A 26,272-nucleotide genomic window follows, 5' to 3' on the forward strand; every position below is an offset into this window, starting at 1 on the left:
TCTCCTACCGAGTAAAACCATTAGAGGCAGGAAGAGGACTAGAACGCTGGTAACAGGCGTTCCGCCCATGTGGGTACCCTTCTAACTGCATGGGACGGGCTGATGAGACAGCCCTGAACTTGGGAGTTGCACAAAGCAGAAATGGAGTGAGTGCGCTAACTACCTAAGAATCCCACGACTTTAGTCGTGTGGAGTCTCAATTAAGATAACATAGCCAATTACTTAGTTCAACATCAATACTAACTAAATTGGTTGTTCAGGTTATTAAGGAATTTTGATAAGCCTTGTCCCTTCGCCTTGACTTTCAACCCTATACTTAAAAATTTCTGTTGCCAACGTATTTTGTAAAATATGCTGTTGAAGTTCCGAGGGAACTTCAACTTCGTATAGGGATTGGCCTTCAGAAGGGACGACCTCTGATATAGACAGCGATGATAGAGGAAGGCGGCTTGGTGATACGGTATACTGTGCCGCTAGAATGATACCTGCTTGATCTGCTAAGACATTTAGTCTCATGATTCCCTCCTAATTGTGGAAAAAGTGAAGTTTGAAAGAAACAGAATCCGAATTGTTATTTTGAATGGCATAGTCATAAACACACTTTGAAGTAAGATCACCAGTTGATGTAAACCGAGTTGCAACGGTGGACGATTGTAAGGCACGTTGGTTAGGAATTGGAGCTGCGGCCACTACAATGGGACCTAAATAATTTCCACCCGTACTGGTATTGCCGCCAAAAGCTGTATTAATGCCAACAGATGTACCTGGTGCCAATGTAAAAACCTCAGAACCATATGAAATCGCCATTGCTATCCATCCCTTAATTATTTTTTGTTATTACCTAATATGGTTGATTTACATTTTTTTATACTTAGTAGTTTCGAATTAATTTCTATAATAATTAATTAATACCAAAATTAGTATATATTCCCTTTATCCCTTTTGCCCCTTCATCTGGTTCTGTCCTTCTAAAGAAAATTGTATTTAGTATTAATATTAAAATTAGGTACATAATACTTAAAATATTTTACTACCATAATGAAGGTGAAAAATCTCGAATATGTTGGATCATGGATACATCAAAAATCACTTAGCCATTCATAATTATGAATCTTTCGGACGTAATATTATTGCAGAAATTTTAGAAGCAACAATAGAGCGCGTGGAAGAAAGATATTTTCGCAGCACCTGTGAAAATAAATATAGTTTTCTCGAATGGATATATTCACAGAAAAACGCTATCTTTCCCTTTTTTTAAATGATTCCAAAAGGATAGAATAGCGAGTTTTTTCCGTTTTGGAGATTCTTTTGACTACAGGGTAGAGGAAGTAATCCTATTCCAAGATATAGAAAGCAGGCATTTTTAATAGATTAAATGTGTGACATAGCCTTTTTTATATATTGATAAAGCTCCCTGTCCATCCCATACTGCAGTGAATTGCCTGGATTTTCTGCATGGAATCGTTCAGCTGCTTTGACGATCGCATGGTTTCCACCAGTAACCATGTTGGTCAATTCATTCCATCGTTTAGCTAATTGTATGGCTTTTGGGCTCTCAGGTGGTGTATTCTTCTTCATCTCCGCATGTACTTTAGTAATTAACTCAGTCCATTCGTTTTCTACTTGCTTTCTTTCTTCTGAACTGAATTGTTCGGTTTGTTTTTTCATCTCTCCTAATTGCTCTGGAGTAAAGTATTTCTCTACACTCATATTGATCACCTCAATTAATTTAATAAGTTCTTCTGTCTTTACTTCTTGTTGTGTATGAAGCAATTCGTATACTCCTTCCAATCGATTGCGTAAATCTTCTTGTAAACGAATACGCTCTTTTACATTTTCTAATTGAATTTTGACAACTTCAATCGGATTAAAATTTGGGTTTTCCATTGATTCTTTCATTTCTTCTAAAGAAAAACCTAACTGTTTAAGGGACATAATTTGTTGTAATTTAACAATATCTGTTTTGGTATAGAGCCTATGACCTGTATGTGAATATTGTGAAGGAGAAAACAACTCAATCTGGTCATAATGGTGGAGGGTCCGAACAGTAAGTCCAGTCAGTTTAGCTAATTCTCCTACTTTCCAATATTTTTTGTTTATCCTCATCTCCTCATTTCGCGCGAGTAGTTTTGCCGACACCATTACTATATAACCTGACGTAACGTCAGGAGCAAGACTTTTTACTATTTTTTGATTTGGGTATTCTTTTGGCTTAGCTTGATGGGCACGTGGTGTTACCCCTAGTCAGAAGAATCTTTGTATAGTTTTATGGCTAAGATTTTATAAGATAAATTGTATTTCATCATACAAAAACAACCACCATCAATTGGCGGCTTTTTCTTTAACCTGATCCCACGGTACCAACTCATGATAACCATCACTGCAAATCACTTAGTAATGCTTAACTCTGCGATTGATGTAGAATACAACTCCAGTTTTACAATTTTTCAATTGAATCGTATCAATATATTCGATAATTGCAACTATTCTATCAACCAACTATATGTAAATCTATAATGTGCGTCGTTCGGGAAGGGATAGATATTTCAAAGAATATGTAAGGCATCTCTCCTCCCTTTGGATGGGAACACATCCATCTCACAGATGATTATGTATGAATCTAAAATGAATTTCGCTTGATAACTTCAAATTTTGAGAGAAAAAAGGATTCCTAATAAATAGAGCAAAATAATCGATTATCCATACTTATCATGTAGACAGGCCCGATTGAACTGTCTAAAATATGTCTAAACATGTATTTTTTCCGAAATGGTACAGTGATCCCTCTATCATATTCCCTTAGCGACATTTTATTTCTCTCTTTTGCGTAGATCATTCAAATACAAAAAAGCAATCCTCTTTGAATAGAGAATTGCCTTACATTTCACTGATTTACAATGAAATACTTCAGAGTGCGAATATAAGATATAAACATAGCTCGATCTTCTATATCTAGGTTGAAATACTTGCAAGATTCATCTAAATGATGAACAAACAGTTCAAAGTGACCACCGCTAACATTTAAATTCGTATGTGCAGCTTTTAAATTAGCCCCGTTATAGGTTCTTTTTGAACCTAACAAATGAGATAGAAATAATGTTTGGTGTTTACGGAGAACATTCATATCCACACCTTCAAAATATTTACTTAGTTCAGCATCACTTAAGATACGATTATAACAATCATTCACCACTGCTGTTATAACTTGAACCCCATATTTGTCATATAAACTAGTTGTTACATTTCTTAAGGGTTGCAATAAACTTCCCTCCAAAAAGGAATGAAATACAATAGTAAATAAATATTTATAAAAACATAACAATTATACTATTTACTAACAAAAAAAGAAACGGATATATCCATATATCCGTTTCTTTTTTATCTATAGGTCATTAAAATCTAGAGAACTAGCCTTTGTATAATTGGTTACTTTTTGCTCGAAGAAATCTGTTTTGGTTGCATTTAAGTTCGAAAAACTCTCTACCCAACGCATGGGATGGGTAGTAATTTCTGGGTACAAGATTGGTAGTCCCAATCGACCCAATCGCTCATTGGATAAAAACTTGATATATTTTTCAATGGTTTCATTATTTAAACCAGCAATTTGGTTCGCTGTAATATATTGGCCCCATTTGATTTCATGCTCAACGGCAGTACGAGTCATCTCTCGTAATTCTTCTTTAAAATTATCGTCAAATAGATCCGGGTTCTCTTTCTGCAATTCCTTGATCATATTTTGGAACAACACGACATGTGTCAATTCATCCCGTTGAATATACTTGATAATCGTTGCTGTAGCTGTCATTCTTCCTTGGCGAGCTAACGCATAGAAAAAGGAGAAACCACTATAGAAATACAGTGACTCCAATAAGAAGTTTGCCATACAGGTACGTATAAATTGCTTATCGTCCTTTTGATGTACAAACTGCTCATACAAGTCTGCAATAAATCGATTTCTTTCTAGCAAATGCTCGTCAGTACGCCATTCATCATAAATATTCTCTCTGGTTTCAGGCGAACAGACGCTATCTAAAATATAACTGTAAGATTGCGCATGAATTTCTTCTTGAAAAGCTTGAATATTCAACAAGGAAGACACTTCAGGTGCAGTTACATATTCATTAATGTTCGGTAAATTTTCCCCTTGAATAGAATCGAGGAAGTTAAGAAAGGAGATAGTCTTGTCAAAAGCACGTCTTTCCGCCTCTGACAGTTGTTGAAATTCTTTTGCATCGCTAGCCAATGGAATTTCCTCAGGAATCCAGAAATTATTAAGCATCGTCCGATACAATTTATGTGCCCAATCGTATTTGATCCGATTCCATTCGCGTAAATTGGTTGTATTTCCATTGATTAATCGTTGTGTACCTCGATGCCCTGATTCATTAAATATTTTTTTGCGCTCTAGTTTTTCCATCTTTACGCTCCTTTTCTTAAGAAGAACAGCTTACGCATTCTTCGATCTCAACCGATTGATTTCGGATGTAATAAATCGTTTTTAATCCAGCTTCCCATGCTGCAATATACAACTCAAGAAAGTCCCGAGCATTGGTTTCTGGAGTAATATAGAGATTAAATGATTGCGATTGATCGATATGTTTCTGACGCTTACCAGCAGCACCAATACTATACAATTGATCGATTTTATGCGCTTCTTTGTAATACCAGGTAGTACTCGGAGACAAATTAGGTGCAGTTTGCGGAATAGATGCACCACGTTTTTCTTCAACAAAATATTTGGCATATACAGGGTCAATTCCAGCAGTAGAACCTGCAATCAGAGAGGTTGAACCAGTAGGTGCAACTGCAAAGACCCATGCATTTCGCATACCACTTTCCTTTATATCCGCTGCTAATTTTTGCCAACGTTCACTTGTGTAGTTACGACGCTCAAAATACTCACCTGTCTCCCACTCGCTTCCTTCGAAAACAGGATAACTGCCTTTTTCTTTTGCTATTTCCATTGAAGAACGAATCGCTTGATAAGCAAGTTCCTCAAATAATTTATCTGCTTCCTCTAGGTGTTCTTGTGATTCCCAAACAATTTGATGCTGTGCTAGATACTGATGGTAACCACTCGTTCCCAATCCTACAGCACGATATTTTTTATTGGTTCTCTCTGCTTGTTTTACTGGATACATATTGAGATCAATCACATTATCTAGCATTCTCATTTGAACAGGGACCACGCGGGCAATATCTTCATACGTGTTTACTTTTCCTAAATTGATAGAAGATAGATTGCAGACAACAAAATCACCCGGTTTTTGTCTAGTTACAATTACACCATCTTCTAACTCTTCACTCACTAGTTCCGTTGGTGCCATATTTTGGCATATTTCTGTACATAAGTTGGAAGAATATATCATACCTTGGTGTTTGTTTGGATTCGCTTCGTTCACCGTATCACGGAAAAAAAGGAAAGGTGTTCCAGTTTCAAACGCACTAACCATCACTTTTTTCATGATATCTATTGCAGGAACTTCTATTTTTTCGATTCCAGGATGATCCAAACAAGCAAGATAACGATCTTCCCACTCTTTGCCGAAGTAATCTTCAATAGAAAAGCCCATTACTTCACGTACTTCATGTGGATCGAGCAAGTACCAGCTTTCTCTTGCTTTTACTTTCTTCATAAATAGATCAGGAATACAAACCCCTGGGAAAATATCATGTGCTTTTAGACGATCATCCCCATTGTTCGTTTTCAAATTTAGGAAATCAAAAATATCTGCATGCCACACATCCAAATAAATAGCAAATGCACCACGGCGAACTCCTAATTGATCTACTGCTACAGCAGTATTGTTATAATTTCGAATCCATGGAACTACACCACCTGATGCACCTTTGTGACCACGAATTTTGGAACCTTTGGAACGCACCTTACCAAGATATATCCCAACACCTCCACCATACTTGGAAACTTGGGCAGTAGCAGAGTTCGTTTGGTAGATCGACCATAGTGAATCATCAACTGTATCAATAAAGCAGGAAGACAATTGATGGAGAGGTTTTCCTGCATTAGCCAATGTAGGAGTTGCTACAGTTAATTCGAGATTAGAGAGCACCTCGTAAAATGCTTTTGCCCAATAAACACGATTTTTTTCATTTAAAGCCAAATGCATGGCTATAACCATGAAGCGTTCTTGAGGTAACTCCATCACTTGTTGATCAAAAGTACGAACCAAATAACGATCAGCAAGTACTTTGACTCCGATATAATTAAACAACTTGTCTTTTTCTGGAGAAATCGAACGCCCCAACTCATCGATTTCCGTCTTGGTATAAGTATCTAATAAATAAGTCCCATATAACCCAGTATTAGTTAATGTATGTAACAAAGAATAAAAATCACCATAAGTCTTTTTATCATCGTATTGACGATTTTTTGCAGCCTGCTTGTATAATTGGTAATGAAATAATCGCGCTGCTACAAATTGCCAATCCGGCTCTTCTGCACTTGTTTTTTCTACTGCTACTTGTGTTAAAACAGCAAGCATCTCATCTCTCGATTTTTCATCCAATAATTGGTTTTTTGCCTCTTCAATTAAGTCATCCATCGACAAGTGAGGAAAATCTGCACACGCTGCCCGAACTTGCTCTTCATATGCGACTTGGTCTCTAGCCTCAATCATCTTTTTCACGTCCGATCTATATATAGTTGCTATTAGAGTATAACTCATACCATATCTTGTGGAAAGAGGAAATTCAGACGAGAAAAATCTCTTTTTGCGTACAAAAAGAGGTTTACCGTTTATTATGTATCTCTTTCTCTTTTGTTCAACCTTTTTCAATAGTTGACGAAAACAGAGAACATAGGTTTCTACAATAAAAAAAGAAAGCCTTCGCTCAAATGTAGAGCAGGCTTTCTTTTTTATTTAGAGCGATTTACTCCAATCATGCACAGCACTACCTTCTAAAAATCTTTCACAATCAAGTGCAGCCATAGCGCCTGTACCTGCAGCAGTAATGGCTTGACGATAAACATGATCTTGAACATCTCCACAAGCAAACACGCCAGGGATATTGGTTTGTGTAGTACCAGCTTCCACCTCTATATATCCCATTTCATTTAGGGTGATCTGGCCATCTAGAAATTCTGTATTTGGTTTATGACCAATAGCGATAAAGATACCACCAGTTTCAATAACCTCTTCTTTACCAGTTTCATTGTTTTTCACCTTTAGCCCTGTAACTCCCTGTTCATTTCGAATTACTTCTAGAGGTGTCTTATTTAAACCCCATGTGATCTTTTCATTGGAACGTGCTCTGTCTTGCATAATTTTAGAAGCTCTAAGCTCGTTTCTACGGTGTACCAAATGAACTTCAGAAGCAAAACGAGTTAAAAAGTTGGCTTCTTCCATTGCGGAGTCTCCGCCACCAACAACAATGATTTTCTTACCTCGGAAGAAAAATCCGTCACAGGTTGCGCAAGTACTTACTCCAAGTCCAATGTTTTCACGCTCACCTGGAATACCAAGCAATTTTGCTGTAGCTCCAGTAGAAAGGATTAACGTCTCTGTTTGTATCTCTTCTTCACCTAGATACAATGTGAATGGACGATTGGATAGATCCACATTTTTTACCCAACCTCGTCGAAAGGTTGCTCCAAAACGTTCTGCTTGTTTCCTCATATTTTCCATTAGTTCAGGCCCCATGATACCGTCCGGAAATCCTGGAAAATTTTCCACTTCTGTTGTTGTTGTTAATTGTCCTCCTGGTTCAGGCCCTTCTATTACCAATGGTTCAAGATTAGCTCGTGCAAGATAAATGGCTGCTGTTAGTCCTGCTGGTCCAGTTCCCAGTACAATTGCTTTATGCATAAGTTGAATGTTCCTCCTAGACGAAAAAATTACCACTCCACATTTATACCCTATTTTACAGCTACTAAACCAGCACTAATTTTTCTAAGTTATTTCCAGTATACCTCCATCCATTTTTTTCACTTCGGGAAGTGCTGCTAAATCCTCTACTAGCCGAAATAAAGCATCATCTTTTTGTTTTGCTTCAATCATAATATCCAATTGTTTTGTATATTGCTTTGCTACATGCAAAAAAGGAACAATATCATCCAAAGCAACATAATCAGCATGACTACGAATATCAGATTCACTTTTCGGGCTGGATACATGTATTTTGGGAGGAAAAACTTCTTTGGTCCAAGATTCTACAATGATCGGAAATAAGTCTTCAATGGCCTCTCCATTATTATTACAGCGATGATGGTGCAGATCGAAAACCATAGGAACTCCTACAGATTTAGCAATATCTAATGTTTCTTGTGCTGTAAATGTTTTATCATCATTTTCTAAACAAATATATGCTTGGATTCTTGGATCTAACCTCAAAAAGCGTTCAACGAATCTCTCTCCTGCTGCTTTTTTATCGTTGTATACTCCACCGATATGAATATTACATTTGTAAGCTTGATTTAACCCCATTGACTGCAACATTCGAACATGACGAATTAAGTCTTTTACAGAAGAACGAAGTACATCTTTTCGAGGCGTATTGAGGACCGTAAAATGATCTGGATGAAAACCAACACGCATCTTATTATCCAATACTACTTTCCCAATATCCGCAAAATCCTCTTTTAAAGCACGAATAAAGTCTTTATCACCCAACACTTCATGTCCAAGTAACGGGATAAGACGAGAAGAAAACCGATAAAATAATATTCCATTGTGAGCAGCATGATATAAAATCCGCTTGGTATGGGCAATATTTTCTTTTGCTATTCGTAATACTCTTCTAAGTGCTAATCGTTTATCAGGTATAGATTGAAATGCTTTGACTGTCATTGTTTTGGATGGAGATGAATTGTATACATGGGTACTCATCGCAACAAATCCAAATCGTATGATCATTTTTATCACCATCATTAGTATGCACGGTGCTTCTCAAAAAACTCAAACATACTTCTGTCTATTTTGAACCAAAATAAAGAAATGCTATTAAATAAATCAGGTGATGAAAATGCCTTATATCGATATAAATAATGTCACTCTTTACTATCAGGTCGTCGGAGAAGGAAGCCCCATTTTATTTTTGCATCCACCCCTTCTGTCCAGTGCTAACTTTTACTATCAACGAAAAGAATTAGCAAAACAATATCAAGTCATTACAATGGATTTTCGGGGTCATGGTAAAAGTTCTTCAGGTAAAGAAACCTTCACATACCCTCTCATCATGAAAGATGTAATGGCTTTATTGGATCACTTACAACTTACAAAAGTGTACATCGCAGGCTATTCCACTGGGGGAACCATTGCATTGGCATTATTAAAAAACTACCCTGATCGATTTTATGCAGGAATACAAATAAGCCCGATGGTTGCACCGACAAGTATTTATTTAAAATCACTCATATGGCTAGCTTCTGCCTTGTCTAATCAGACTACAATTTCGATACTTGCTACTGCTATTTGCACGAGTAACTCGGATTGCAAAGAAACATATGAACGATTGTTTCAAGAGGCGATGAAGGGCGACCCAAAACGAATAAAAGAATACTATCAATATAGTTTAACTTTCGATTACACCACTAGCCTCTCTGTTATCCAACAACCAAATCTAATTCTTTTCGGAGAAGATGATACTGATTTTCAGAAAGATAAGCGAATCCTTCAAGAAAAACTACCTAATCGCATGATAAAAACAATAAAAAAAGTATCGCACCAACTTCCCACTCTAGCAGCAAAATCGCTTCATTCCTGCATTGCCGATTTTATCCAATATAGGCATAATGAGAGTTAGGTATTAAAGGAGGTAGCACAATGAGTAAAGCTAAAATAACAGTAAGGGATAATGGGTCCTTGTTCATTCAAGGGGATTTTGAATTGGTAGATGCAGAAGGAAATGTATTTGAAACGAAACCAGCAATTTCGTTATGTAGATGTGGTCTATCGAATAACAAACCATTTTGCGATGGTAGTCACAAAGGTAAATTTGAAAGCGTCACCAGAGCAAAGTAGTTATAAAAAAACACCTTTAGTTTGGTACTATCCCCTCTAAGTAGACAGTGTAAAAAAGCCCACGCCGTTAGGCGTGGGTGTTACACTCTACTTGGAAGGGATTTTCTATGGCGACAAAAGGTCAAAAGTTTCAACGTTATTCGGAAGAGTTAAAGAAAAAAGCAGTACAAATGCATGAAGAACAAGGGAAAAGCTATCGAGTAATTGCAGAGGAATTAGAGATACGAAACGTTTCCCAAGTGAAGGCTTGGGTGAAAAAGTACCGAAATCAAGAATCTTTAGAAGACAAAAGAGGTAGCAGTGACAGTCCATTCATAGGCCGACCACGTACAACCTTTCAAAGTGTAGAGGAAGAAAGAGATTACTTGAAAGCGCAGGTTGAATACTTAAAAAAGCGTTATCCCAACCTACACAAGGAGCGTGGATCCCGAAAATAAATCGTTTCGCAATCATCCAAAAGTTAAAAGCAACTTATCCGCTCACTTGGCTTGTAGCTATAGCGAAAGTGTCTCGATCAGGTTATTACAAGTGGGAGAGCACCCAAGAGGAAAGGAAAACAGCTCGACAAAAAGATCAATTCGTAAAGGAAAAGATAATGGAAATTCATTGTCTTCGCCCTTTTTTCGGTTACCCACGTATGACCGTTGCCTTACGAAAGGCGGGTTTTTGGGTGAATCATAAGCGGGTATATCGCTTGATGAAAGAGTTACATATCCGTTCCGTTATTCGGAAAAAGCGTCGTTATTTTGGAAAAACAGCGTCGGTCATTCACCCAAATCGGTTGAATAGGCAGTTTCAAACCGAGCATCCAAATCGTTTCTATGTCACAGATATTACTTATTTACCTATAAATAACCGCTTCTATTATTTATCTGCTGTTCAAGATCTGTTCAACAACCAAATCGTAGCTTGGAAAGTATCTGCCCGTAATGACTTAAAACTGGTGATGGATACAGTAGAAGAACTACAACGAAAAAGAGACATGCAAGGAACCCTTCTCCACTTGGATCAAGGCTTCCAATACACATCTCGGCAGTACAACCAGCGACTCAAAAAACTGGGTGTCACAGGCAGCCACTCTCGCAAAGGAAACTGCTTGGACAATGCATGCATCGAATCTTTCTTCTCTCATCTGAAGACAGAAACGTTGTACTTTTCCCAGTGTAAAACAGAACAAGAACTTCATCAAGCAGTACAAGACTACATTGGCTTCTATAACCATGAACGTTTCCAGAAAAGATTAAACCAATGTTCTCCGGTATTCTACCGGAGAACATTGGTCGCGTAGGTTTTTTTCTCACTGTCTACTTGACAGGGGTAAGTTCACATTAAAGGTGTTTTTGTTTTATTTATGATTCCCTGCGCATCAATCGGGTTGTAGACAGTACGGAAAAACCTAATTTCTCATAAAAAGGAATTTTATCTTCTTTGCAATATAACTCTACACGCTCGATATGCGCAGTTTCTTTTAAAATATCATTCATTAATTGCTTTCCTACTCCCAATCCACGCAACTGCTCATCTACAATTACATCGAAGATCATAGCACGATAGACATGGTCGGTCAGTACTCTTGCAAACGCCACTAATTTATCTGCATAACGATCCCAATATGCAAAGAGCATGTCACTAGAAGATAGCATGGTTCTTATATCTGCTAGAGTACGTTCACTTGTCCACCATTGATGAGAATACAAATCATGTAATTGCAAAATTTGGTGTTCTTCTAACTGACGAATTAATTCAAAACCGGGCATGTCTAGCCTCCTTTGATCATAATAATGTCTAGTGTAGACGATAGTTATGCGATTCGAAAACACCACAAAATCTACCATCTTGTTAAAGGCTTATAATCAGAGGAGAACAAAAATGACACATCTCAAAATGTCATTAATTGGGACATTTCTTTTTATTAATGTTGTATTGCTTGTTTTCTTATGGGAAAGAAATGCAGTAAAAATACAAAATGATGTGCCTTCCATAGCAGATATGAAAACTTCTACTCATCAAAGTGAGATTATCACTCAAAAAGTTGGTTCCAAAAAACTTGGAGACTACATTGTAGAAGACTTTGAAGCAATTGAAGTTTGGTATGATCAAAATGGGAAAATCATCAGAAAAGAACCCACTGGAGAACATACTTATTTGAGATATTGGAATTCAAAAAAAGAAAAAATCATTACAGATGATCATGCAAATTAAAGGGCCGCCCTATCCAAAGGATTGGTCTTTTTTTATTTATAATCCGAAAAAATAAACACAAAATTTCCGTTGAAAAATCAAAATTAACAGATTTATAAATAAGTAAAAATTGTAAATATAAATTTTATTTTGATTTTTGTTAAAAATTCTATTATAATAATTATGGCATTTCGAACTCACCCTTTGACAGCAGGGGTGATAAACCTCATCGGAGGCACATCGTGACTACTCAGAACGACGACACCATCTCCTCACTGGCCCCTGCACAGCAGAAGGAGTCGGTCGAGAACGTAAGGGAATCGACCAAGAACGCGCAAGAAATCATCCGGGCATCCGACACGAAGGCCAACTTCTTGGGAACCGGAGGCGGTACCCTCGCCATCGCTGCAGCGACGCTGGTCGGCAGTTCTCCCGACATCCTCTCGGACCTGCTGAAGGGCATGCTGCTCGTGTCCTCCCTGTTCTTGATGGCGGCAGTCGTCGCCACCCAGATCGCGGTCTATCCGCGAACGAAGGGAATGAACAACACGATCACCAAGGAGGAACTCAACAAGCAGATGCTCGCGAAGAACTCGCCGACGTTCTTCGAGGACAAGTACAACCGTCTGCTGGATGAGTGCCTCTATCTCCAGACGCACATCATCCCTACCAAGAACAAGTGGATCAAGATCAGCATCCTGGTCGGCTGGATCGGAGTGTCCGTACTGGCAGTGACCATCTTGAGCTGGTGGATCACACTGCTCGTGTGAGCCTTCGCTCACCTTGAAGCTGTCAGAGGGCCGTCGCGTATCGATCTAATCGGTACGCGACGCCTGCTTTTCAGTCTATGAACTTACTCTTTGATCTTCAGCAGGTTTCTGTTTCGCTGCATCTAAACTCGCTTTTAGTGCCTCCATCAAATCGACTACTTTTTCATTACGCACTTCTTTCACTTCTACAATTTCTTCTCCTAGAATTTTTTTCTCAATCACTTCTTCCAAAGCAATACGATACTCGTCTTGGTACTTACTTGGGTCAAATGAAGTCGTTAACTGTTCAATCAACTGATTGGCCATTAATACTTCTTTTTCATTGAGTTGTAAATCTTGTGGTACATCTGGTACTAATCCAACTTCTCTTACTTCATCTGGATAAAAAATCGTCTCCATCACCAAACAATCTTGATATACACGAACGACTGCTAATGTTTGTTTGGATCGCATCGTAATTTGGGCAATCGCTATTTTTTGAGAATCTTGTAGCGCTTTTCTTAAAAGTGCATATGCTTTACTTTTTACATCTTGCGCACCAAGATAGTACGTTTTTTGAAAATAGATAGGATCAATATCTTTTAGATCGACAAAATCCAGAATCTCGATCGTTTTTCCTTGATCGGGTAGAAGCTTTTCCAGTTCCTCCTTTTCCATTACAACAAAACGATCTTCTTGGTACTCATAGCCTTTGACTACTTCGGACCAAGAAACTTCTTTCTTGCAATGAGCACAAGTACGTTCCATTTTAATCGGTGTTTGACATTCTTTATGTAAAGATCGAAAACGAACAGGCTTCTCTTCCGTAGCGGCATACATTTTTATCGGAATATTAACAAGTCCAAAACTTATGGAACCTTTCCACATGGTATGCATCTTATCACCTCTACCTTATGTCAAATTAAGTTGTCCCCAGCATTCCAATGTTTGTTCGGGTCTCCCTTCCAATAAATGACACACACCTTCATAAAAAAGTGGCTCTTGCCATTTTGTCGCCCTTTTTCTAGCCAATTGAAAATGATTCATCGCTTCTGGAATTCGACCAATCTCCAACATAGTTCTGCCTTGATGATAGTAACCCATTGCTTGTACCATTGGTTTCTCTTGGTTTATTAATGTTTGAGCTAACTGATCTACTTCTTCAAATTTTCCTGATCTCGTAGAGATACGCATTTTCATCGCTTGCCAAATCGGTTCGCTTTTCACCTCATCAGACAACATCTCATATGCTTTTTCCGCTCGTTTTGTATCTCCTTCTGCGAGTTGAATCCACATAAAGGTAAAGAGCAAATCAGGATCATTCGGGAAAATAGTAAGTCCTTTTTTCACCCATAGTTCTGCTTCTGTTTTGTTTTTAAGTGTCCAATGGTTCCAACTTAAACCATGATAGGCAGCTTTTCTGTGTTCTGGATGGGACAGTAATTTTCGATACCAGATAATGGCTTGATCAGGTTGTTCCATCTCTTCATAATCATGAGCTAGCGATAGCATTACTTGTGGATGATTTGTTTTTTCTAGTGACGCCAATCTCCAATACGTTACACTATTCCACTCTCCATGCTGTCGGTAACAGCTGGATAAGTAGTACATTGCTTCCCAATCATGCTCATTAAGAGCAAGTGCATGGTAAAACACAGGTATCGCCTCATGGTATTGCTTTAATCGGTAATAAGCAGCTCCAAGATTAAACCAAGTATCCGCATTTTCCTTATCCTGTCCTATTGCTTGCTGGAATGATCGAATTGCAGCCGTTTCATTTCTTTGCTTCACACGTATACATCCAATCATATGATGAGCAAACGCTAAAAACGGAGATTGTGTAGCTGTAACGGATACTAGATGAAAATGCTGATAAGCAGCATCCCAATCTTTTGAATGAAATTGACTTAATCCTAAATACAAACGTCCTAATAAAAAATCTGGTTCTTCTTCTACTACATCAGAAAAAAAACTCTCTGCTTCTTGAAACATTGTTAAACCATAATAACCTTGCCCTTGGCGAAATTGTCGAACAACAGACTCATGAAGCCAAAACTCGTCTTCTATCTCCATTTCATCTTCTGAAGACAACTCTGGATGGTCTGCTGAAATGGATGCCATTTTGTCTTCTACTTTTGCCCAAGCCTCTAACAATAGATGGGAAGCTTGTTTTAGCTCCGAAAAACGCTTACGCCATTTGAACTTTTCATCAGTTGAAGAATGAGGATAGTTTTCTTTTAATTCATTTATTTGTTCTTCCATATCTTGCAACCAAACCTCATGAAACATCTTAAAACCTCCCGTTCAAAACTGGTTATAAAAAGTATCTCCTTTCCAAGAAATTGTATGCTTTTGTACAGTTTCTTGTGGGGAATATGAATGTTATGTATACTTTACGAAGAAATATAACAAGAACGAGGGAATTGAAAAATGGCAAAAGCAGATAATATGTTGTCCATCTTATGGTTGCTAATTTCCAGAAAACGTATGACTGCATCCGAACTAGCGGAGCACTTAGAAACAAGTGTACGTACTATTTATCGATATATTGATTCTCTCTGTGCCAGTGGAGTACCTATTGTTGCAGAATCTGGACACGATGGTGGTTATCGCTTGCTCAAACAATTTGTGGAAGCACCATTGTTTTTTGATACAGATGAACGAAAAGCCCTCTTTTATGCCTCTTTATTCGCAAAACAAGCAGGCTATCCTTTTGAAGGATCACTGGAAAACGCCCTTCAAAAAATCCAATATCAAATGAGTGAAGAACAAAAAAAAGAGCTAAATAATTATACAAGAGGATTTGATGTCGTCAGTCCACCCATTGTGGCCGTAAAGGAACAAACCTTGCAAACGATTGAAAATGCGATTGCCCACTCCCTGCAATTAATGCTGTATTATCAAAAAAAAGGTTCCTCTTTTGCTGAGGAAAGGCTCATTAATCCTTATGGGATCGTCCATTGGAATCGAAAATGGTATGTAATCGGGTATTGCCATCTTCGCGCAGAAAATCGCACCTTTCGTTTGGATCGACTGCAAAATCTACAAAAAATGGATACCACCTTTTCCAGACCTGAAAATTTCGTCGCAACTGACTTTTTTCTACAGTGGCAAGCTCCTAAAAAAGATGAAGGTAACTATGTTAAAATGACCATACAAGGTACAAAGGAAGCAATTCAATATCTTCGTCACCATTGGCAACTCCAATATTATTTTGTTCAACAAACGGAAGAAGAGATCCAGTTTCTAGTGGAACGAGACAATCTAAACATGGTTATCCCAAATTTTTTACTACTTTATGGTTCATCCATAAAAATAGTAGAGCCAGAATCTTTGCGGAAAACATTAGTAGAACGATCGAGAGAATTGGTTAATCATCATCAACAAACTGGAGGACTTACATGATATCCACTGACATCAAATTGGAAACATGGTCAGAAAGTTGCCTATCATTACTACACCAATTAAATGCGCCAGAACTGATGGAACATCTTGGAGGACCAGAAACGGAGGCCCAAATACTCGCTCGCCACAACAGATATCTTAATCTTGGTGAAACTGGGAAAATGTATTACATTCAGTTTTGTTCTACAGGAGAAGTAGTAGGCTCTGTTGGATATTGGGAAAGAACGTGGACAGAAGAAAAGATTTATGAAATGGGTTGGGCTGTACTTCCTGAATTTCAAGGAAAAGGCATAGCAACAAAAGCGGTAGCAGTAGCTATCGACAAGGCTAGACTAGAAAAAAAACATACTTCTATCCATGCTTTTCCAAGCATAGATAACTCCGCTTCTAATGCTATTTGCCGCAAATTAAACTTCAAATTAGTTCAAGAATGCAAATTTGAATATCCAGTGGGACATTTTATCACATCCAATGATTGGGAATATGAATTATAAATATAAAAAAAGAGTCTCTTAGAGGCTCTTTTGATTTAAAACCTTGGTAACAATCGATTTTTCTAATAGATGATCTTCTTCTTTTATATCCACACAATATGGTTCAAGAACAGAAGCAGCAATTTGTATATCCCAATTGAGGTACCCTTTCACTAACCTCAAAACATACTCTGTTGTTGGAATTTGGTGCTCATGCTCGGAGCTCATTTGATAGGTTAAACAAGAAAAGTTTTGCCCATCTACGTCCATATTTACCCATGTATGAAAATAATCTAGGTCAATCTTCTCAAATTTATCAAGATTTTGAATATCATCATCGGTAATGGAATAAATAGCTCCGATTACTTTATCCGTCTCTGAACCAGGTAAAATATTGGCTGCTACATTCTTGGCAGTAGGGCATACTTGGAATACAAGTTTCCAGCCCGACAAGGTAGCAAGTGAGATAGGGACTGATTCAGGGCATCTTTTTTTCATTTGTTCGAACCAAAGATTACTCCCATAAGCAAAGTAGTAAGTGCTCATTTTTAACCACTCTTTCCGTAGAATATAAGTATATTCTTTTTTTATATTCGCAGGTCGAATTTCTCAAATCAAAACAATCTTCTGCAGTCGCACAAAATGAATCTAATTCATTTTAGCATATATATTTTTAATATTCCAATTAAAGTCCTATTGACGTAAAAATCCGCCTTCCGAATTTATGACCTGCCCTGTTATCCATCCTGCATTTTTACTAGCCAAAAAAGAAACCAGATGGGCCGCATCTGCCGGCTGTCCCAATCTACCTAATCGAAATTTTAAAAGCATCTCTTCTTTTTGTTCTGATGTCATCCATCCTGTATCTGTTGGTCCAGGATTCACTGCATTAACCGTAATTCCCAGTGGTGCTACTTCCGCAGATAGAGATAATGTAAATGCAGAAATAGCACCTTTTGAGGCGACATAAGATAATTCGCCTACCATTGGTCCTTGAGCTTGTCCTGATGTGATATTGATGATTCTACCGAATTTTAACTGAACTTCTTTAATTTGTTGAACAAATAACGCACTTAACAAGCAAGTTGCCCTCACGTTCACTGCATAATGTTTGTCCAATATGTCTGCATTCAATTTTTGATAGCCGTCTCTAGTCGAATAAGCAGCATTATTAACTAAAATAGTAGGAACTCCCATTTTATTCGTAACCACATCCATTAAAAAATCCGGAGAATCTTTTTTGGATAAATCTATTTCTATACCAAAACATCTTACATTCCTATTTTTTATTTCTTTGGAAAAATAGTCTAGCCAACCTTCTTCTGCTTCCCAATAAGTAAAAAATATATCGATCCCGCATTTAGCCAATTCTTTACAAATTGCTGCACCAATTCCTTTTTGATGGCTAACTCCCGTTACAATGGCAATGGTAGGGTCAGAAACAAAAGACATAAAACCAATCCTTTCTTTATGAGTGTATGTTATTGATTTCCCTCATCACCTTTACGAAATGAATGGAATGGTCGAATACAAGCTAACATACAATACAAACCCTAGAGAATCTTTAAGAGATTTTTAATGATAGTGTATCGGGATACACTGTAATGTCCTCCCTTTTCCTTTCCGTTTATCCAATTCCTCACCACTGTTTGTACGATTAATATTTATTTTATAATAAAAAAGCCATGAGAGAGACCTCTCATGGCTTTTTTATTGGACCGAAGATATCGTATACATTTCTAATGTTGGATTATTATTGGTAAACTTGCTTTGGAACACGAATGTAATATGATGATTATTATTTGCTTTATAGGTCACATAATAGTTACCTTCTTGCTCAACAGCAGAGATCGGTTTACCGAATTTTTGTTTCACTTGTTTTAGACGAATGGTTTGTAATTGAGGATCAAAATCATCTATAGCAGTTATCGTTCTTTTGGGAGTATTTCCATCATAAAGAAATCGTATGTTTCGAGTCCAGTAGTTTGCAGCTACAGTACTCAAATCCTCTGCTGGACCCCAAGCATCCTCTACATCATTTAAACTACTTCCAACTGCAAATTGTTGACTATTAAGTGTTTTTGCTTTTACAGATCTTTGTTTAATTGTATCTAGGAGAGTAGAAGAAGAAACATTTGTTGCTGCAAAAACAGGAGTAGTTGCAAAAACAAATAAAAACGCAATTAGCAAAGCGAAACTCCATCGACTGGAACGTTTCATTAAAAAACCCCATTTCAACAGAAATATACACCGATACTCCTATATTAAACTACAATTTTAATATATCATAATTTATAAATAAATTAAAATAATCTATCGTTCATTTGGTTCAGAATATAGAAGATTTGCGGCCATCGTATGGTATTTTTCTAAACCTGATTCCATTGCAAATTCACCTACCCGCACTGCATTTGTCATCGTCAATTCTTGTATATGCTCCACCATTTGAGACCAAACAAAGCCTCCCTGTTTTTCATAACACCTTACCAACTCTTTTAAACTTTGTTCTCCAAAAATAAGATAATGAGCAGCAAAATCATGGGAAGTATCAGAAACTTTCGCTTCCGTCCAATCAATTAAACCCGTAACTTTTGCCTTATCATGGATTAAAATATGACCAGGATGGATATCTCCATGAATAAATCCAGTCTGAGACGGCCAATATTTGTCATCACTTAACCATCTTTGCCACCGATCCCATAAATGCTCATTAACTTTAAAATGCTCCCTAACAGTATCCATTCTCTTTTCCCATCCCCCCCTCAACTGAGTAGGGGTTTCTACATATATCCCTTCTTTCGAAGCTAATTCATGTGGTATTTGATGAAGCGATGATAATACAGTTGCCAGTGTCTCATAAAAAGTTGATGGGATATTATCTTTATCGAGTATCCAGCGATAATTCATAATCTGATGGTCAATAGTTGCTGTAGGAACTCCGTCTAGTTTCTTATAAGCGATAAGCTCATCTGTACAAATAGTCCATATGGGAACTTCGAATAAAACTTGGCTATTCACTACTTTCAGAATATTATTTTCATTCTGCAACTTGCTTTGTACATCTTTCCTCCTTGGTAATCGAAGTACCCAGTCTTGATCATCCATATCCGTTGCGATGACCACTTGAAAATCGAGACCAGAATCATTATTCTTTAATGTGTCTTTCTTTAAAGAAAGACCATGCTTCTTAGCTAACCTTAACACATGTTCCTCTGTTAAAGACATTCCTATCAACCTTCCTTTTTACATAACATTTTTAAATGTACACAATTTTATTGAAAAATGAAAAAAGCAGGTACATCGAAACACTCACTTGATATTTTATTTATTTAAAAATTGTTATGAAACCAAACTTTTGCTGCCTCTACTTCCGATGAGGTTAACTGATGACCAAATGATTCCAAATTAATAGAAACCGATGCCCCAGCACTTGCCAGCATTCTTTCTAATTCATTCGTTTCCTGTGGAGAACAAATAGGATCATTGGTTCCTGCTCCAATAAAAATTTTTTTGCCTGATAAATCAGGGAGTTCCTTATTCCGAAGAGGTACCATTGGATGATGCAAAATCGCTGCTTTTAGAGTGTGTTGAGAGTGAAAGAGCATACTAGCAGCAATATTTGCGCCATTGGAATATCCAATAGCGATGACATTATGTCGATCGAAGTGATACTCATTCGCTGCATTATCAAGGAATACTTCTAATTCCTTTGTACGAAAAATGAGATCTTCTTCATCAAAAACACCTTCAGATAATCTTTTAAAAAAACGAGGCATCCCATTCTCTAATATATTTCCACGCACGCTCAGGACAGAAGAAGTTGGTGAAACCACTTCCGCAAGCGGGAGTAAATCTCGCTCTGTTCCCCCTGTACCGTGTAGTAGAAGGAGAACTGGAGATAATTTATCTGATCCTTGGTTATAAATATGCTTCATTGGACTTCCTCCTCTGGTGATCTCACTTCAATTTTGGGTAATCCTTCCTCAATACCTTTTCTGTATTGTTCAAACCAAGCTGGCAACATTAATTTTTCCCCAAGGTGCTCTGCTGGTTCATCATTTGCAAAACCAGGAGGATCAGTCGCAATTTCAAAGAGAATTTCTCCGTCTTCACGAAAATAGATGGCATGGAAATATTGACGATCGATAATCGTAGTAGGATGATAACCACTTTGCTCCACGTGCTCTCTCCATAAAACATGTTCTTCATCTGATTTTGCTCTCCATGCTATATGATGTACGGTACCAGCACCACCCAAACCAGCATAGGTAACACTTTGATCGATATCAATAATATTTCCTATCTCCCCTGTCGCTTGAAAGCGGATAAAAGATCCTTCCATACCGACTCGTTTTAAACCCATAACATTTCCCAGTGTTTGTGCTGTTTTTTCTGGTTTTGTGCTATAAAGTACAGCTCCCCCGAACCCTTTTATCGCTTTATCCACGGACACATCTCCAAAAGTCCAGTTGCTGTTTTCTCCGTTCTCCCGTTCTACAATTTCCAGTTGTAAACCGTCTGGATCTTTAAATTGTAGATATTTTTCTTTGAATCTTACCTGTTCCGTCGTTTTCACTTGAAAACGCTCCAGCCTTCTCCGCCAAAAATCCAATGAATTTTGTGGTACCACATATGTTGTTATACCTACTTGGCCTCCGCCGATTCGTCCTTTTCTTGAGTTCTCCCAAGGAAAAAAAGTAATAATGGTACCTGGTTTCCCAATTTCATTTCCAAAATAAAGATGGTAAACTTCAGGAGCATCGAAATTTATTGTTTTCTTCACCAATCTTAATCCTAATACTCCAGCATAAAAATCTACTGTTTTTTGTGCATTTTGAACAAAAGCTGTTATATGATGTATTCCTTGTGTTGGTTGTCTCATTGTGAACACTTCTTTCTTTTTTCTATTTTCCCCTTTGATCTTCAACAAATTAATTATTTCATATTTAAACATCTTAAATTTAAGATAAAAGGCAAATGACAACACTGTTTTCTAATAATGCTGTTCTGCGTACAATCCTAATTTCTTTAGCAATTTACTAGCTATCTTTTTTTCTTCATCTGATAAACCATGTACTGCATGTTCAATAACATTTGTATGATTTGGAAAAACTTCTTCAATAAACTCTATTCCTTTGTTTGTGATTTCGGCATATATTAGACGTCGATCACTTGAAGATGCGTTGCGAATAACTAAGTTTTTCTTTTCTAATTTATCCACTACATAAGTAATATTTCCACTACTCATGAGCACTTTTGTTCCAATACGTTGTAAAGGTTGTGGCCCTTTATGATACAACAATTCCAAAACACCAAATTCAGTACGATTTAATCCTAGTTTTTTGATATCTCGATCAGCATGTGCATTGACCCATTGATGTGCTCTAGAAAGTGCAATAAACAATTCCAATGATGTATTTTTTGTTGTAGCCATCAGCGCCACTCCTTTCTGAATAATTATCTTAAATTTAAGATATAACAATATGAAGTAATTGTCAAGCGCTATTTCATTTTTTATTTTGAAGAGTTTACTAGTGAAGGTTATCTATCTTGTTATCAGTATAGCATAGAAAAAATTAGATCCTCCTTAACCATGTACTTCCTACTTTTTATATTCATTCATATAACGAATAATTTTTTATAAAGAATTTCCTTTTCACCTTTACCTTCACATGATGTGATGGTTTATAGTGAATTTATAATAAAAAATCTTCATGAGGTGATATTATGCAAATTAGCGAATTAGCTGAGAAGACAGGGGTAAGTCTTCGATCTTTGCGATACTACGAAGAAAAAAAACTTGTGACTCCACAACGATTAGAAAATGGTTATCGTCAATACAGTGAGATAGATGTGGAACAAATTCGGATGATTCAGCTTTATTTAAGGATGGGTTTAAAAACAAATGAGATAGCTGATTTATTCCACTGCAATTGGAACAAAAACAAAGATGCTTGTATGCAAAATGGCATCCGCAAAGGCGAATTAAAACTAACTGAAATCAGAGAACAAATCGACATTCTCCGTAAAGCTGAAATGCAGCTTATGGAAGTGGTCGAAGATTTAAAAAATAAAGTAAGAGGAGAACAATAAGTGAATCATTCCAAAAGACAAAAAATAGCATTGGTTACAGGTGGAAATCGTGGCATCGGAAAAGAAATAGCTCGTCAGTTAGCTCTACAAGATCATCATGTTCTAATTGGTTGCCGAGATGCAAAAAAAGGACAACGAGTTGTAGAAGAAATGCAAAAAGAAGGTCTTTCTATCGATCTACAAGTCCTTGATGTAAATAACAAGAAAAGCATAGAAGAGGCGATAGATAGAATAACGAATAACTTTGGATGTTTGGATATACTTGTGAATAATGCAGGGGTAATTCTTGACAGGGGTGTTTCTGTTTTAAAAATTGAAGAGTCTGTAATAAAAGAAACTTTTGAAACCAATTTTTTTGGTGCTTTTCGAATAACACAAGCTGTTATTCCTTTGATGAAAAAGCAAAAATATGGACGAATTGTCAATCTTTCATCCGGTTTAGCCTCTTTTGAAATAATGAGTGGTCAAGGACCAATCCAATTACATGGATCATCCTCTGCTTATCGAATTTCCAAATCGATGCTCAATGCTCTAACATGTTTAGTTGCTCAAGAGGTAATGGATAGCAATATCAAAGTTAACGCTGTATGTCCAGGTCGTGTACAAACAGATATGGGAGGATCCGACGCACCCAATACGATTGAACAAGGAGCAGATACAGCTGTGTGGTTGGCAACATTAAATGAAAATGGACCAAATGGAGGTTACTTCCGAGACAGACAGCCGATTAATTGGTAACATAGAAAAATGAAAAGATGTACAATATGGCAAAACAGGTAATTAAAAAAGTGATCCCTGATATCCGTTTAACAAAACAATAGTAAGACAATACATGTTTTTAGGCTTGAGATAGTATCCATGATTTTAAAGAAATGACGAGCATTGATACTAATCCAACTAATCTCCTTGCTTTTATTTTCTCTATACTGATAGAAAGAGGACACTTTGTTATTACAAGACTTTTCTTCATTTTCATTGGGATTGGATTAATTTGTTTTATGTTTGCCTTGGTCTACATTTCATAATGAATATGGATTACAAATCAAACATAGCAATGCATCCTAACCTGAGAGAAAAACAAAAAACACTGTCTGGTTGTATCCATATCGTTTAAATCATAATGAAAAAATCCTCAAATAAATATCTGTTTATCTTAAATCAAAAATAAAACCATCCAGAGTTTTATGCTCTAGTGGTTTTATTTTTGATTTATTCATTAACAAACGGTTCCTGGTAATTCTTTACCTATCAACTGGTTGATTTTATTATTCTCATCTAAAATCGCTACCTTAGGTTGATACGTTTTTACTTCCTCATCGTTCATCATAGCATATCCAATAATTATCACATTATCTCCAGGATGGACAAGCCTAGCAGCTGCACCATTAAGGCAGATTACACCACTACCTCTTTCCCCTTGAATCACATACGTTTCAAAGCGTGCTCCATTATTATTGTTAACAATTTGCACTTTTTCATTTGGTAACAAATCTACTGCATCCATTAAATCACCGTCAATCGTAATACTACCCACATAATTCAAATTAGCTTCTGTAACGGTTGCCCGATGTAATTTGGATTTCATCATTGTTCGAAACATGACTTTCCCCTTCTGCTGAGAATAAAATGTTATCGATTAATCTAGTTTTGCCAAAAAATACAGCAAGGGCTACAAGAATTTGTTTGTCATACAAACTAGTTGTCGATTGTAGATCTGGATAAGAAAGTGTTTCTATGTATTGTAGTTTGGCTAATGGTTTTGTAGATATTCTGTCTCTTACAAAATTATTTATTTCATCGGGAGTTTGCCATTTTCTAGCTATCAAACCAGACTTTACTTCGCTTAAAGTTTGAGAAAGAATTACGGCTTGTTTTCTCTCTTCTTCCAACAAATATACATTCCGAGAACTAAGAGCAAGACCATCTTCTTCTCTCACTGTCTCACAGGGGACAACGGCTATTTGAAAAGATAGATCTTTTGCCAGTTGAGCCATTATCGCTAGTTGTTGTGCATCTTTTTGCCCAAAATATGCTCGATTTGGTTTGATTTGGTTAAATAATTTAGCAACCACCGTTGCTACTCCATCAAAGTGACTTTCACGATACTTGCCACACAAAACTTTGGAGATACTTTCTGAGACTGTTGTTGTGACCAATGGTTCATTCGGATACATTTCTTTTATACTTGGATGATATAATACATGTACCCCAGCTTGTCTTGCTAAATCGAAATCACGTTCCAAATCTCTTGGATATCGTTCTAAGTCTTCATTGGGTCCAAATTGGAGTGGGTTCACAAAAATTGACATCACTACAAAGTCACATTCTTTTTTTGCTTTTTTTACTAGGCTTAAATGTCCTTCATGTAAATAACCCATTGTAGGGACAAAGCCAATAATGCTGTTACGATGATTGCGTAAAACATGATTTAACTCTTGTACCGTTTCAACTAATTCCATCCACTCTTCCCCCATATAGCGCTAATTTAACTTCCTCTTTTAAATGGATCACATGTTCTTCACTAGGAAATGTTTGCCCTTTCACTTCTTGTACATACTGTTGGAGACCAACTAGCATCGTATTTCCCACGGAAGCAAAACGCTTGACAAATGATGGAGACCAATCTCCACCCATTCCCAGAAGATCATGCAGGACTAATACTTGGCCATCTGTATTTCTCCCTGCTCCAATACCAATAACTGGGATAGAAAGAATATCTGTAATCTCTTTCGCTAACTCTTCTGGTACACATTCCAATACTAATGCAAATGCTCCTGCTTCTTCTACTGCCTTTGCTTCCATCAATAATTTTTTTACTGCTGGTTCTTCTCTTCCTTGAATGACATATCCACCTAATTGATTCACTGATTGCGGAGTCAGACCAAGGTGCCCCATCACTGGAATTCCCGCTTCCGTTAATGCTTTTATTTTATCTAGAATTGCATCTCCGCCTTCTAATTTCACTCCATATGCTAATCCTTCTTGCATTAATTTACCAGCTGCTTTTAATGCTTCCACAGTCGAAAGATGAGCAATTAAAAAAGGTAGGTCAGCTACAACCATGGACTGCTTGGCACCACGTGTTACTGCTTTCGTATGATGTAACATATCCTCTAATGTAACTGGAATCGTAGATTCATAACCCAATATAACCATGCCAAGTGAATCTCCAACTAACAATATCTCAGCTCCAGCTTCTTCTGCTAATTTTGCTGTTGGATAATCATAAGCAGTCACCATCGCAATTTTTTCACCTTGCGATACCTTTTTTTCTAATGTTTTTCTAGTTACACCCATCCGTTATACCCTCCTAAGGCAAATGATTATACCCTAAAGGAAATAAAAAAAGCTCTTCCTTCATAAGGTGAGAGCTGGCTGGTGCAGTTAGCCG

At 37.1% G+C, this 26,272-nt stretch carries 30 protein-coding genes; 9 read left to right on the forward strand and 21 right to left on the reverse strand.

The genetic code is table 11. From position 1 onward, the window contains the following. Positions 1 to 264: 264 nt before the first annotated feature. The 8 genes from A3GQ_RS0103360 to uvsE form a co-directional block, all read right to left on the reverse strand. Positions 265 to 516: a hypothetical protein gene (locus A3GQ_RS0103360; RefSeq protein ID WP_028775849.1), complete on the reverse strand. Its 252-nt coding sequence runs from the start codon at positions 514 to 516 to the stop codon at positions 265 to 267. 9 nt (positions 517 to 525) lie between these two features. Next, positions 526 to 807 (reverse strand): hypothetical protein, encoded by a 282-nt coding sequence (locus tag A3GQ_RS0103365; protein ID WP_028775850.1) that lies wholly within the window; start codon positions 805 to 807, stop codon positions 526 to 528. Positions 808 to 1,371: 564 nt separating this feature from the next. Next, complete coding sequence (locus tag A3GQ_RS0103375) at positions 1,372 to 2,142, reverse strand: MerR family transcriptional regulator (RefSeq protein ID WP_245596730.1); 771 nt, start codon at positions 2,140 to 2,142, stop codon at positions 1,372 to 1,374. Between the two features lie 742 nt (positions 2,143 to 2,884). Continuing rightward, entirely contained in the window at positions 2,885 to 3,259 is a 375-nt protein-coding gene (locus tag A3GQ_RS23270; RefSeq protein WP_051271161.1) for a group I truncated hemoglobin, read from the reverse strand. 123 nt (positions 3,260 to 3,382) lie between these two features. Next, complete coding sequence (locus tag A3GQ_RS0103385; protein ID WP_028775853.1) at positions 3,383 to 4,417, reverse strand: ribonucleotide-diphosphate reductase subunit beta; 1,035 nt, start codon at positions 4,415 to 4,417, stop codon at positions 3,383 to 3,385. A 16-nt stretch (positions 4,418 to 4,433) separates the two neighbouring features. Next, positions 4,434 to 6,638, reverse strand: coding sequence for a ribonucleoside-diphosphate reductase subunit alpha (locus A3GQ_RS0103390; protein ID WP_037463914.1), 2,205 nt, complete (start codon positions 6,636 to 6,638; stop codon positions 4,434 to 4,436). 243 nt (positions 6,639 to 6,881) lie between these two features. Then, a complete protein-coding gene (gene trxB, locus A3GQ_RS0103395; protein ID WP_028775855.1) occupies positions 6,882 to 7,826 on the reverse strand; it encodes a thioredoxin-disulfide reductase in 945 nt (314 codons plus the stop codon). An 84-nt stretch (positions 7,827 to 7,910) separates the two neighbouring features. Beyond that, positions 7,911 to 8,873, reverse strand: a complete 963-nt coding sequence (uvsE, locus tag A3GQ_RS0103400) for a UV DNA damage repair endonuclease UvsE (protein ID WP_028775856.1) — start codon at positions 8,871 to 8,873, stop codon at positions 7,911 to 7,913. Between the two features lie 109 nt (positions 8,874 to 8,982). On the opposite strand from uvsE, the gene A3GQ_RS0103405 reads away from it, so the two are divergent. The 3 genes from A3GQ_RS0103405 (at position 8,983) to A3GQ_RS0103420 (ending at position 11,268) form a co-directional block, all read left to right on the forward strand. Next, the gene (locus A3GQ_RS0103405) at positions 8,983 to 9,762 is read left to right on the forward strand and encodes an alpha/beta fold hydrolase (RefSeq protein WP_028775857.1); all 780 of its coding nucleotides are present in this window, start codon (positions 8,983 to 8,985) and stop codon (positions 9,760 to 9,762) included. A 20-nt stretch (positions 9,763 to 9,782) separates the two neighbouring features. After that, entirely contained in the window at positions 9,783 to 9,980 is a 198-nt protein-coding gene (locus A3GQ_RS0103410; RefSeq protein WP_028775858.1) for a CDGSH iron-sulfur domain-containing protein, read from the forward strand. 107 nt (positions 9,981 to 10,087) lie between these two features. Further along, positions 10,088 to 11,268, forward strand: a protein-coding gene (locus A3GQ_RS0103420) for an IS3 family transposase (protein WP_156877527.1) whose coding sequence is annotated in 2 segments (ribosomal slippage) — positions 10,088 to 10,379 and positions 10,379 to 11,268 — 1,182 coding nt in all. Because the reading frame shifts where the segments join, the coding sequence is not laid out codon by codon here. A gap of 61 nt (positions 11,269 to 11,329) precedes the next feature. Here the strand turns inward: A3GQ_RS0103420 and A3GQ_RS0103425 are convergent. Beyond that, entirely contained in the window at positions 11,330 to 11,737 is a 408-nt protein-coding gene (locus tag A3GQ_RS0103425; protein ID WP_028775861.1) for a GNAT family N-acetyltransferase, read from the reverse strand. A 112-nt stretch (positions 11,738 to 11,849) separates the two neighbouring features. Between A3GQ_RS0103425 and A3GQ_RS23275 the strand changes: the two genes are divergently transcribed. Then, complete coding sequence (locus A3GQ_RS23275; RefSeq protein WP_037463919.1) at positions 11,850 to 12,182, forward strand: hypothetical protein; 333 nt, start codon at positions 11,850 to 11,852, stop codon at positions 12,180 to 12,182. 221 nt (positions 12,183 to 12,403) lie between these two features. Further along, entirely contained in the window at positions 12,404 to 12,931 is a 528-nt protein-coding gene (locus tag A3GQ_RS0103435; RefSeq protein ID WP_028775862.1) for a Pycsar system effector family protein, read from the forward strand. Positions 12,932 to 13,006: 75 nt separating this feature from the next. Here the strand turns inward: A3GQ_RS0103435 and ku are convergent, their stop codons facing one another. Continuing rightward, positions 13,007 to 13,807, reverse strand: a complete 801-nt coding sequence (gene ku / locus A3GQ_RS23280; RefSeq protein ID WP_037463922.1) for a non-homologous end joining protein Ku — start codon at positions 13,805 to 13,807, stop codon at positions 13,007 to 13,009. Positions 13,808 to 13,822: 15 nt separating this feature from the next. Next, positions 13,823 to 15,199, reverse strand: coding sequence for a tetratricopeptide repeat protein (locus A3GQ_RS0103445; RefSeq protein WP_028775863.1), 1,377 nt, complete (start codon positions 15,197 to 15,199; stop codon positions 13,823 to 13,825). Between the two features lie 141 nt (positions 15,200 to 15,340). On the opposite strand from A3GQ_RS0103445, the gene A3GQ_RS0103450 reads away from it, so the two are divergent. Together A3GQ_RS0103450 and A3GQ_RS0103455 are read left to right on the forward strand one after the other, a co-directional pair. Further along, complete coding sequence (locus A3GQ_RS0103450) at positions 15,341 to 16,315, forward strand: helix-turn-helix transcriptional regulator (RefSeq protein WP_028775864.1); 975 nt, start codon at positions 15,341 to 15,343, stop codon at positions 16,313 to 16,315. Further along, the gene (locus A3GQ_RS0103455; protein ID WP_028775865.1) at positions 16,312 to 16,809 is read left to right on the forward strand and encodes a GNAT family N-acetyltransferase; all 498 of its coding nucleotides are present in this window, start codon (positions 16,312 to 16,314) and stop codon (positions 16,807 to 16,809) included. The genes A3GQ_RS0103450 and A3GQ_RS0103455 overlap by 4 nt, the downstream gene beginning before the upstream one ends. 18 nt (positions 16,810 to 16,827) lie before the next feature. Here A3GQ_RS0103455 and A3GQ_RS25520 read toward each other — a convergent pair whose 3' ends face one another. The 7 genes from A3GQ_RS25520 to A3GQ_RS0103490 form a co-directional block, all read right to left on the reverse strand. After that, positions 16,828 to 17,334, reverse strand: coding sequence for a gamma-glutamylcyclotransferase family protein (locus tag A3GQ_RS25520; protein WP_051271163.1), 507 nt, complete (start codon positions 17,332 to 17,334; stop codon positions 16,828 to 16,830). 147 nt (positions 17,335 to 17,481) lie between these two features. Next, positions 17,482 to 18,240, reverse strand: coding sequence for an SDR family oxidoreductase (locus tag A3GQ_RS0103465; RefSeq protein ID WP_028775866.1), 759 nt, complete (start codon positions 18,238 to 18,240; stop codon positions 17,482 to 17,484). Between the two features lie 258 nt (positions 18,241 to 18,498). Beyond that, positions 18,499 to 19,008: a DUF4309 domain-containing protein gene (locus tag A3GQ_RS0103470; protein ID WP_028775867.1), complete on the reverse strand. Its 510-nt coding sequence runs from the start codon at positions 19,006 to 19,008 to the stop codon at positions 18,499 to 18,501. 93 nt (positions 19,009 to 19,101) lie between these two features. After that, positions 19,102 to 20,013 carry a macrolide 2'-phosphotransferase gene (locus tag A3GQ_RS0103475; protein ID WP_028775868.1) on the reverse strand — a complete coding sequence of 304 codons (912 nt, stop codon included), beginning with the start codon at positions 20,011 to 20,013 and terminating at the stop codon, positions 19,102 to 19,104. A 104-nt stretch (positions 20,014 to 20,117) separates the two neighbouring features. Continuing rightward, a complete protein-coding gene (locus tag A3GQ_RS0103480; protein WP_028775869.1) occupies positions 20,118 to 20,723 on the reverse strand; it encodes an alpha/beta hydrolase in 606 nt (201 codons plus the stop codon). Further along, the gene (locus A3GQ_RS0103485; protein WP_028775870.1) at positions 20,720 to 21,670 is read right to left on the reverse strand and encodes a ring-cleaving dioxygenase; all 951 of its coding nucleotides are present in this window, start codon (positions 21,668 to 21,670) and stop codon (positions 20,720 to 20,722) included. Before A3GQ_RS0103485 ends, A3GQ_RS0103480 begins: the two co-directional genes overlap by 4 nt. 111 nt (positions 21,671 to 21,781) lie before the next feature. Then, positions 21,782 to 22,222 carry a MarR family winged helix-turn-helix transcriptional regulator gene (locus A3GQ_RS0103490; protein ID WP_028775871.1) on the reverse strand — a complete coding sequence of 147 codons (441 nt, stop codon included), beginning with the start codon at positions 22,220 to 22,222 and terminating at the stop codon, positions 21,782 to 21,784. Positions 22,223 to 22,515: 293 nt separating this feature from the next. Between A3GQ_RS0103490 and A3GQ_RS0103495 the strand changes: the two genes are divergently transcribed. Both A3GQ_RS0103495 and A3GQ_RS0103500 read left to right on the forward strand, forming a co-directional pair. Further along, the gene (locus A3GQ_RS0103495) at positions 22,516 to 22,881 is read left to right on the forward strand and encodes a MerR family transcriptional regulator (RefSeq protein ID WP_028775872.1); all 366 of its coding nucleotides are present in this window, start codon (positions 22,516 to 22,518) and stop codon (positions 22,879 to 22,881) included. Beyond that, on the forward strand, positions 22,882 to 23,619 hold the full coding sequence (locus A3GQ_RS0103500; RefSeq protein ID WP_028775873.1) for an SDR family oxidoreductase: 738 nt from the start codon (positions 22,882 to 22,884) through the stop codon (positions 23,617 to 23,619). Positions 23,620 to 24,097: 478 nt separating this feature from the next. Here the strand turns inward: A3GQ_RS0103500 and panD are convergent, their stop codons facing one another. The 3 genes from panD to panB are packed head-to-tail and all read right to left on the reverse strand — an operon-like array spanning position 24,098 to position 26,178. Next, a complete protein-coding gene (gene panD, locus A3GQ_RS0103505; RefSeq protein WP_028775874.1) occupies positions 24,098 to 24,481 on the reverse strand; it encodes an aspartate 1-decarboxylase in 384 nt (127 codons plus the stop codon). Beyond that, entirely contained in the window at positions 24,426 to 25,340 is a 915-nt protein-coding gene (gene panC / locus A3GQ_RS23290) for a pantoate--beta-alanine ligase (RefSeq protein WP_051271164.1), read from the reverse strand. The genes panD and panC overlap by 56 nt, the downstream gene beginning before the upstream one ends. Then, positions 25,327 to 26,178 (reverse strand): 3-methyl-2-oxobutanoate hydroxymethyltransferase, encoded by an 852-nt coding sequence (gene panB / locus A3GQ_RS0103515; protein WP_028775875.1) that lies wholly within the window; start codon positions 26,176 to 26,178, stop codon positions 25,327 to 25,329. Before panB ends, panC begins: the two co-directional genes overlap by 14 nt. Positions 26,179 to 26,272: the final 94 nt, after the last annotated feature.

Source organism: Shimazuella kribbensis DSM 45090 (genome assembly GCF_000428065.1).
GTDB lineage: Bacteria > Bacillota > Bacilli > Thermoactinomycetales > Thermoactinomycetaceae > Shimazuella > Shimazuella kribbensis.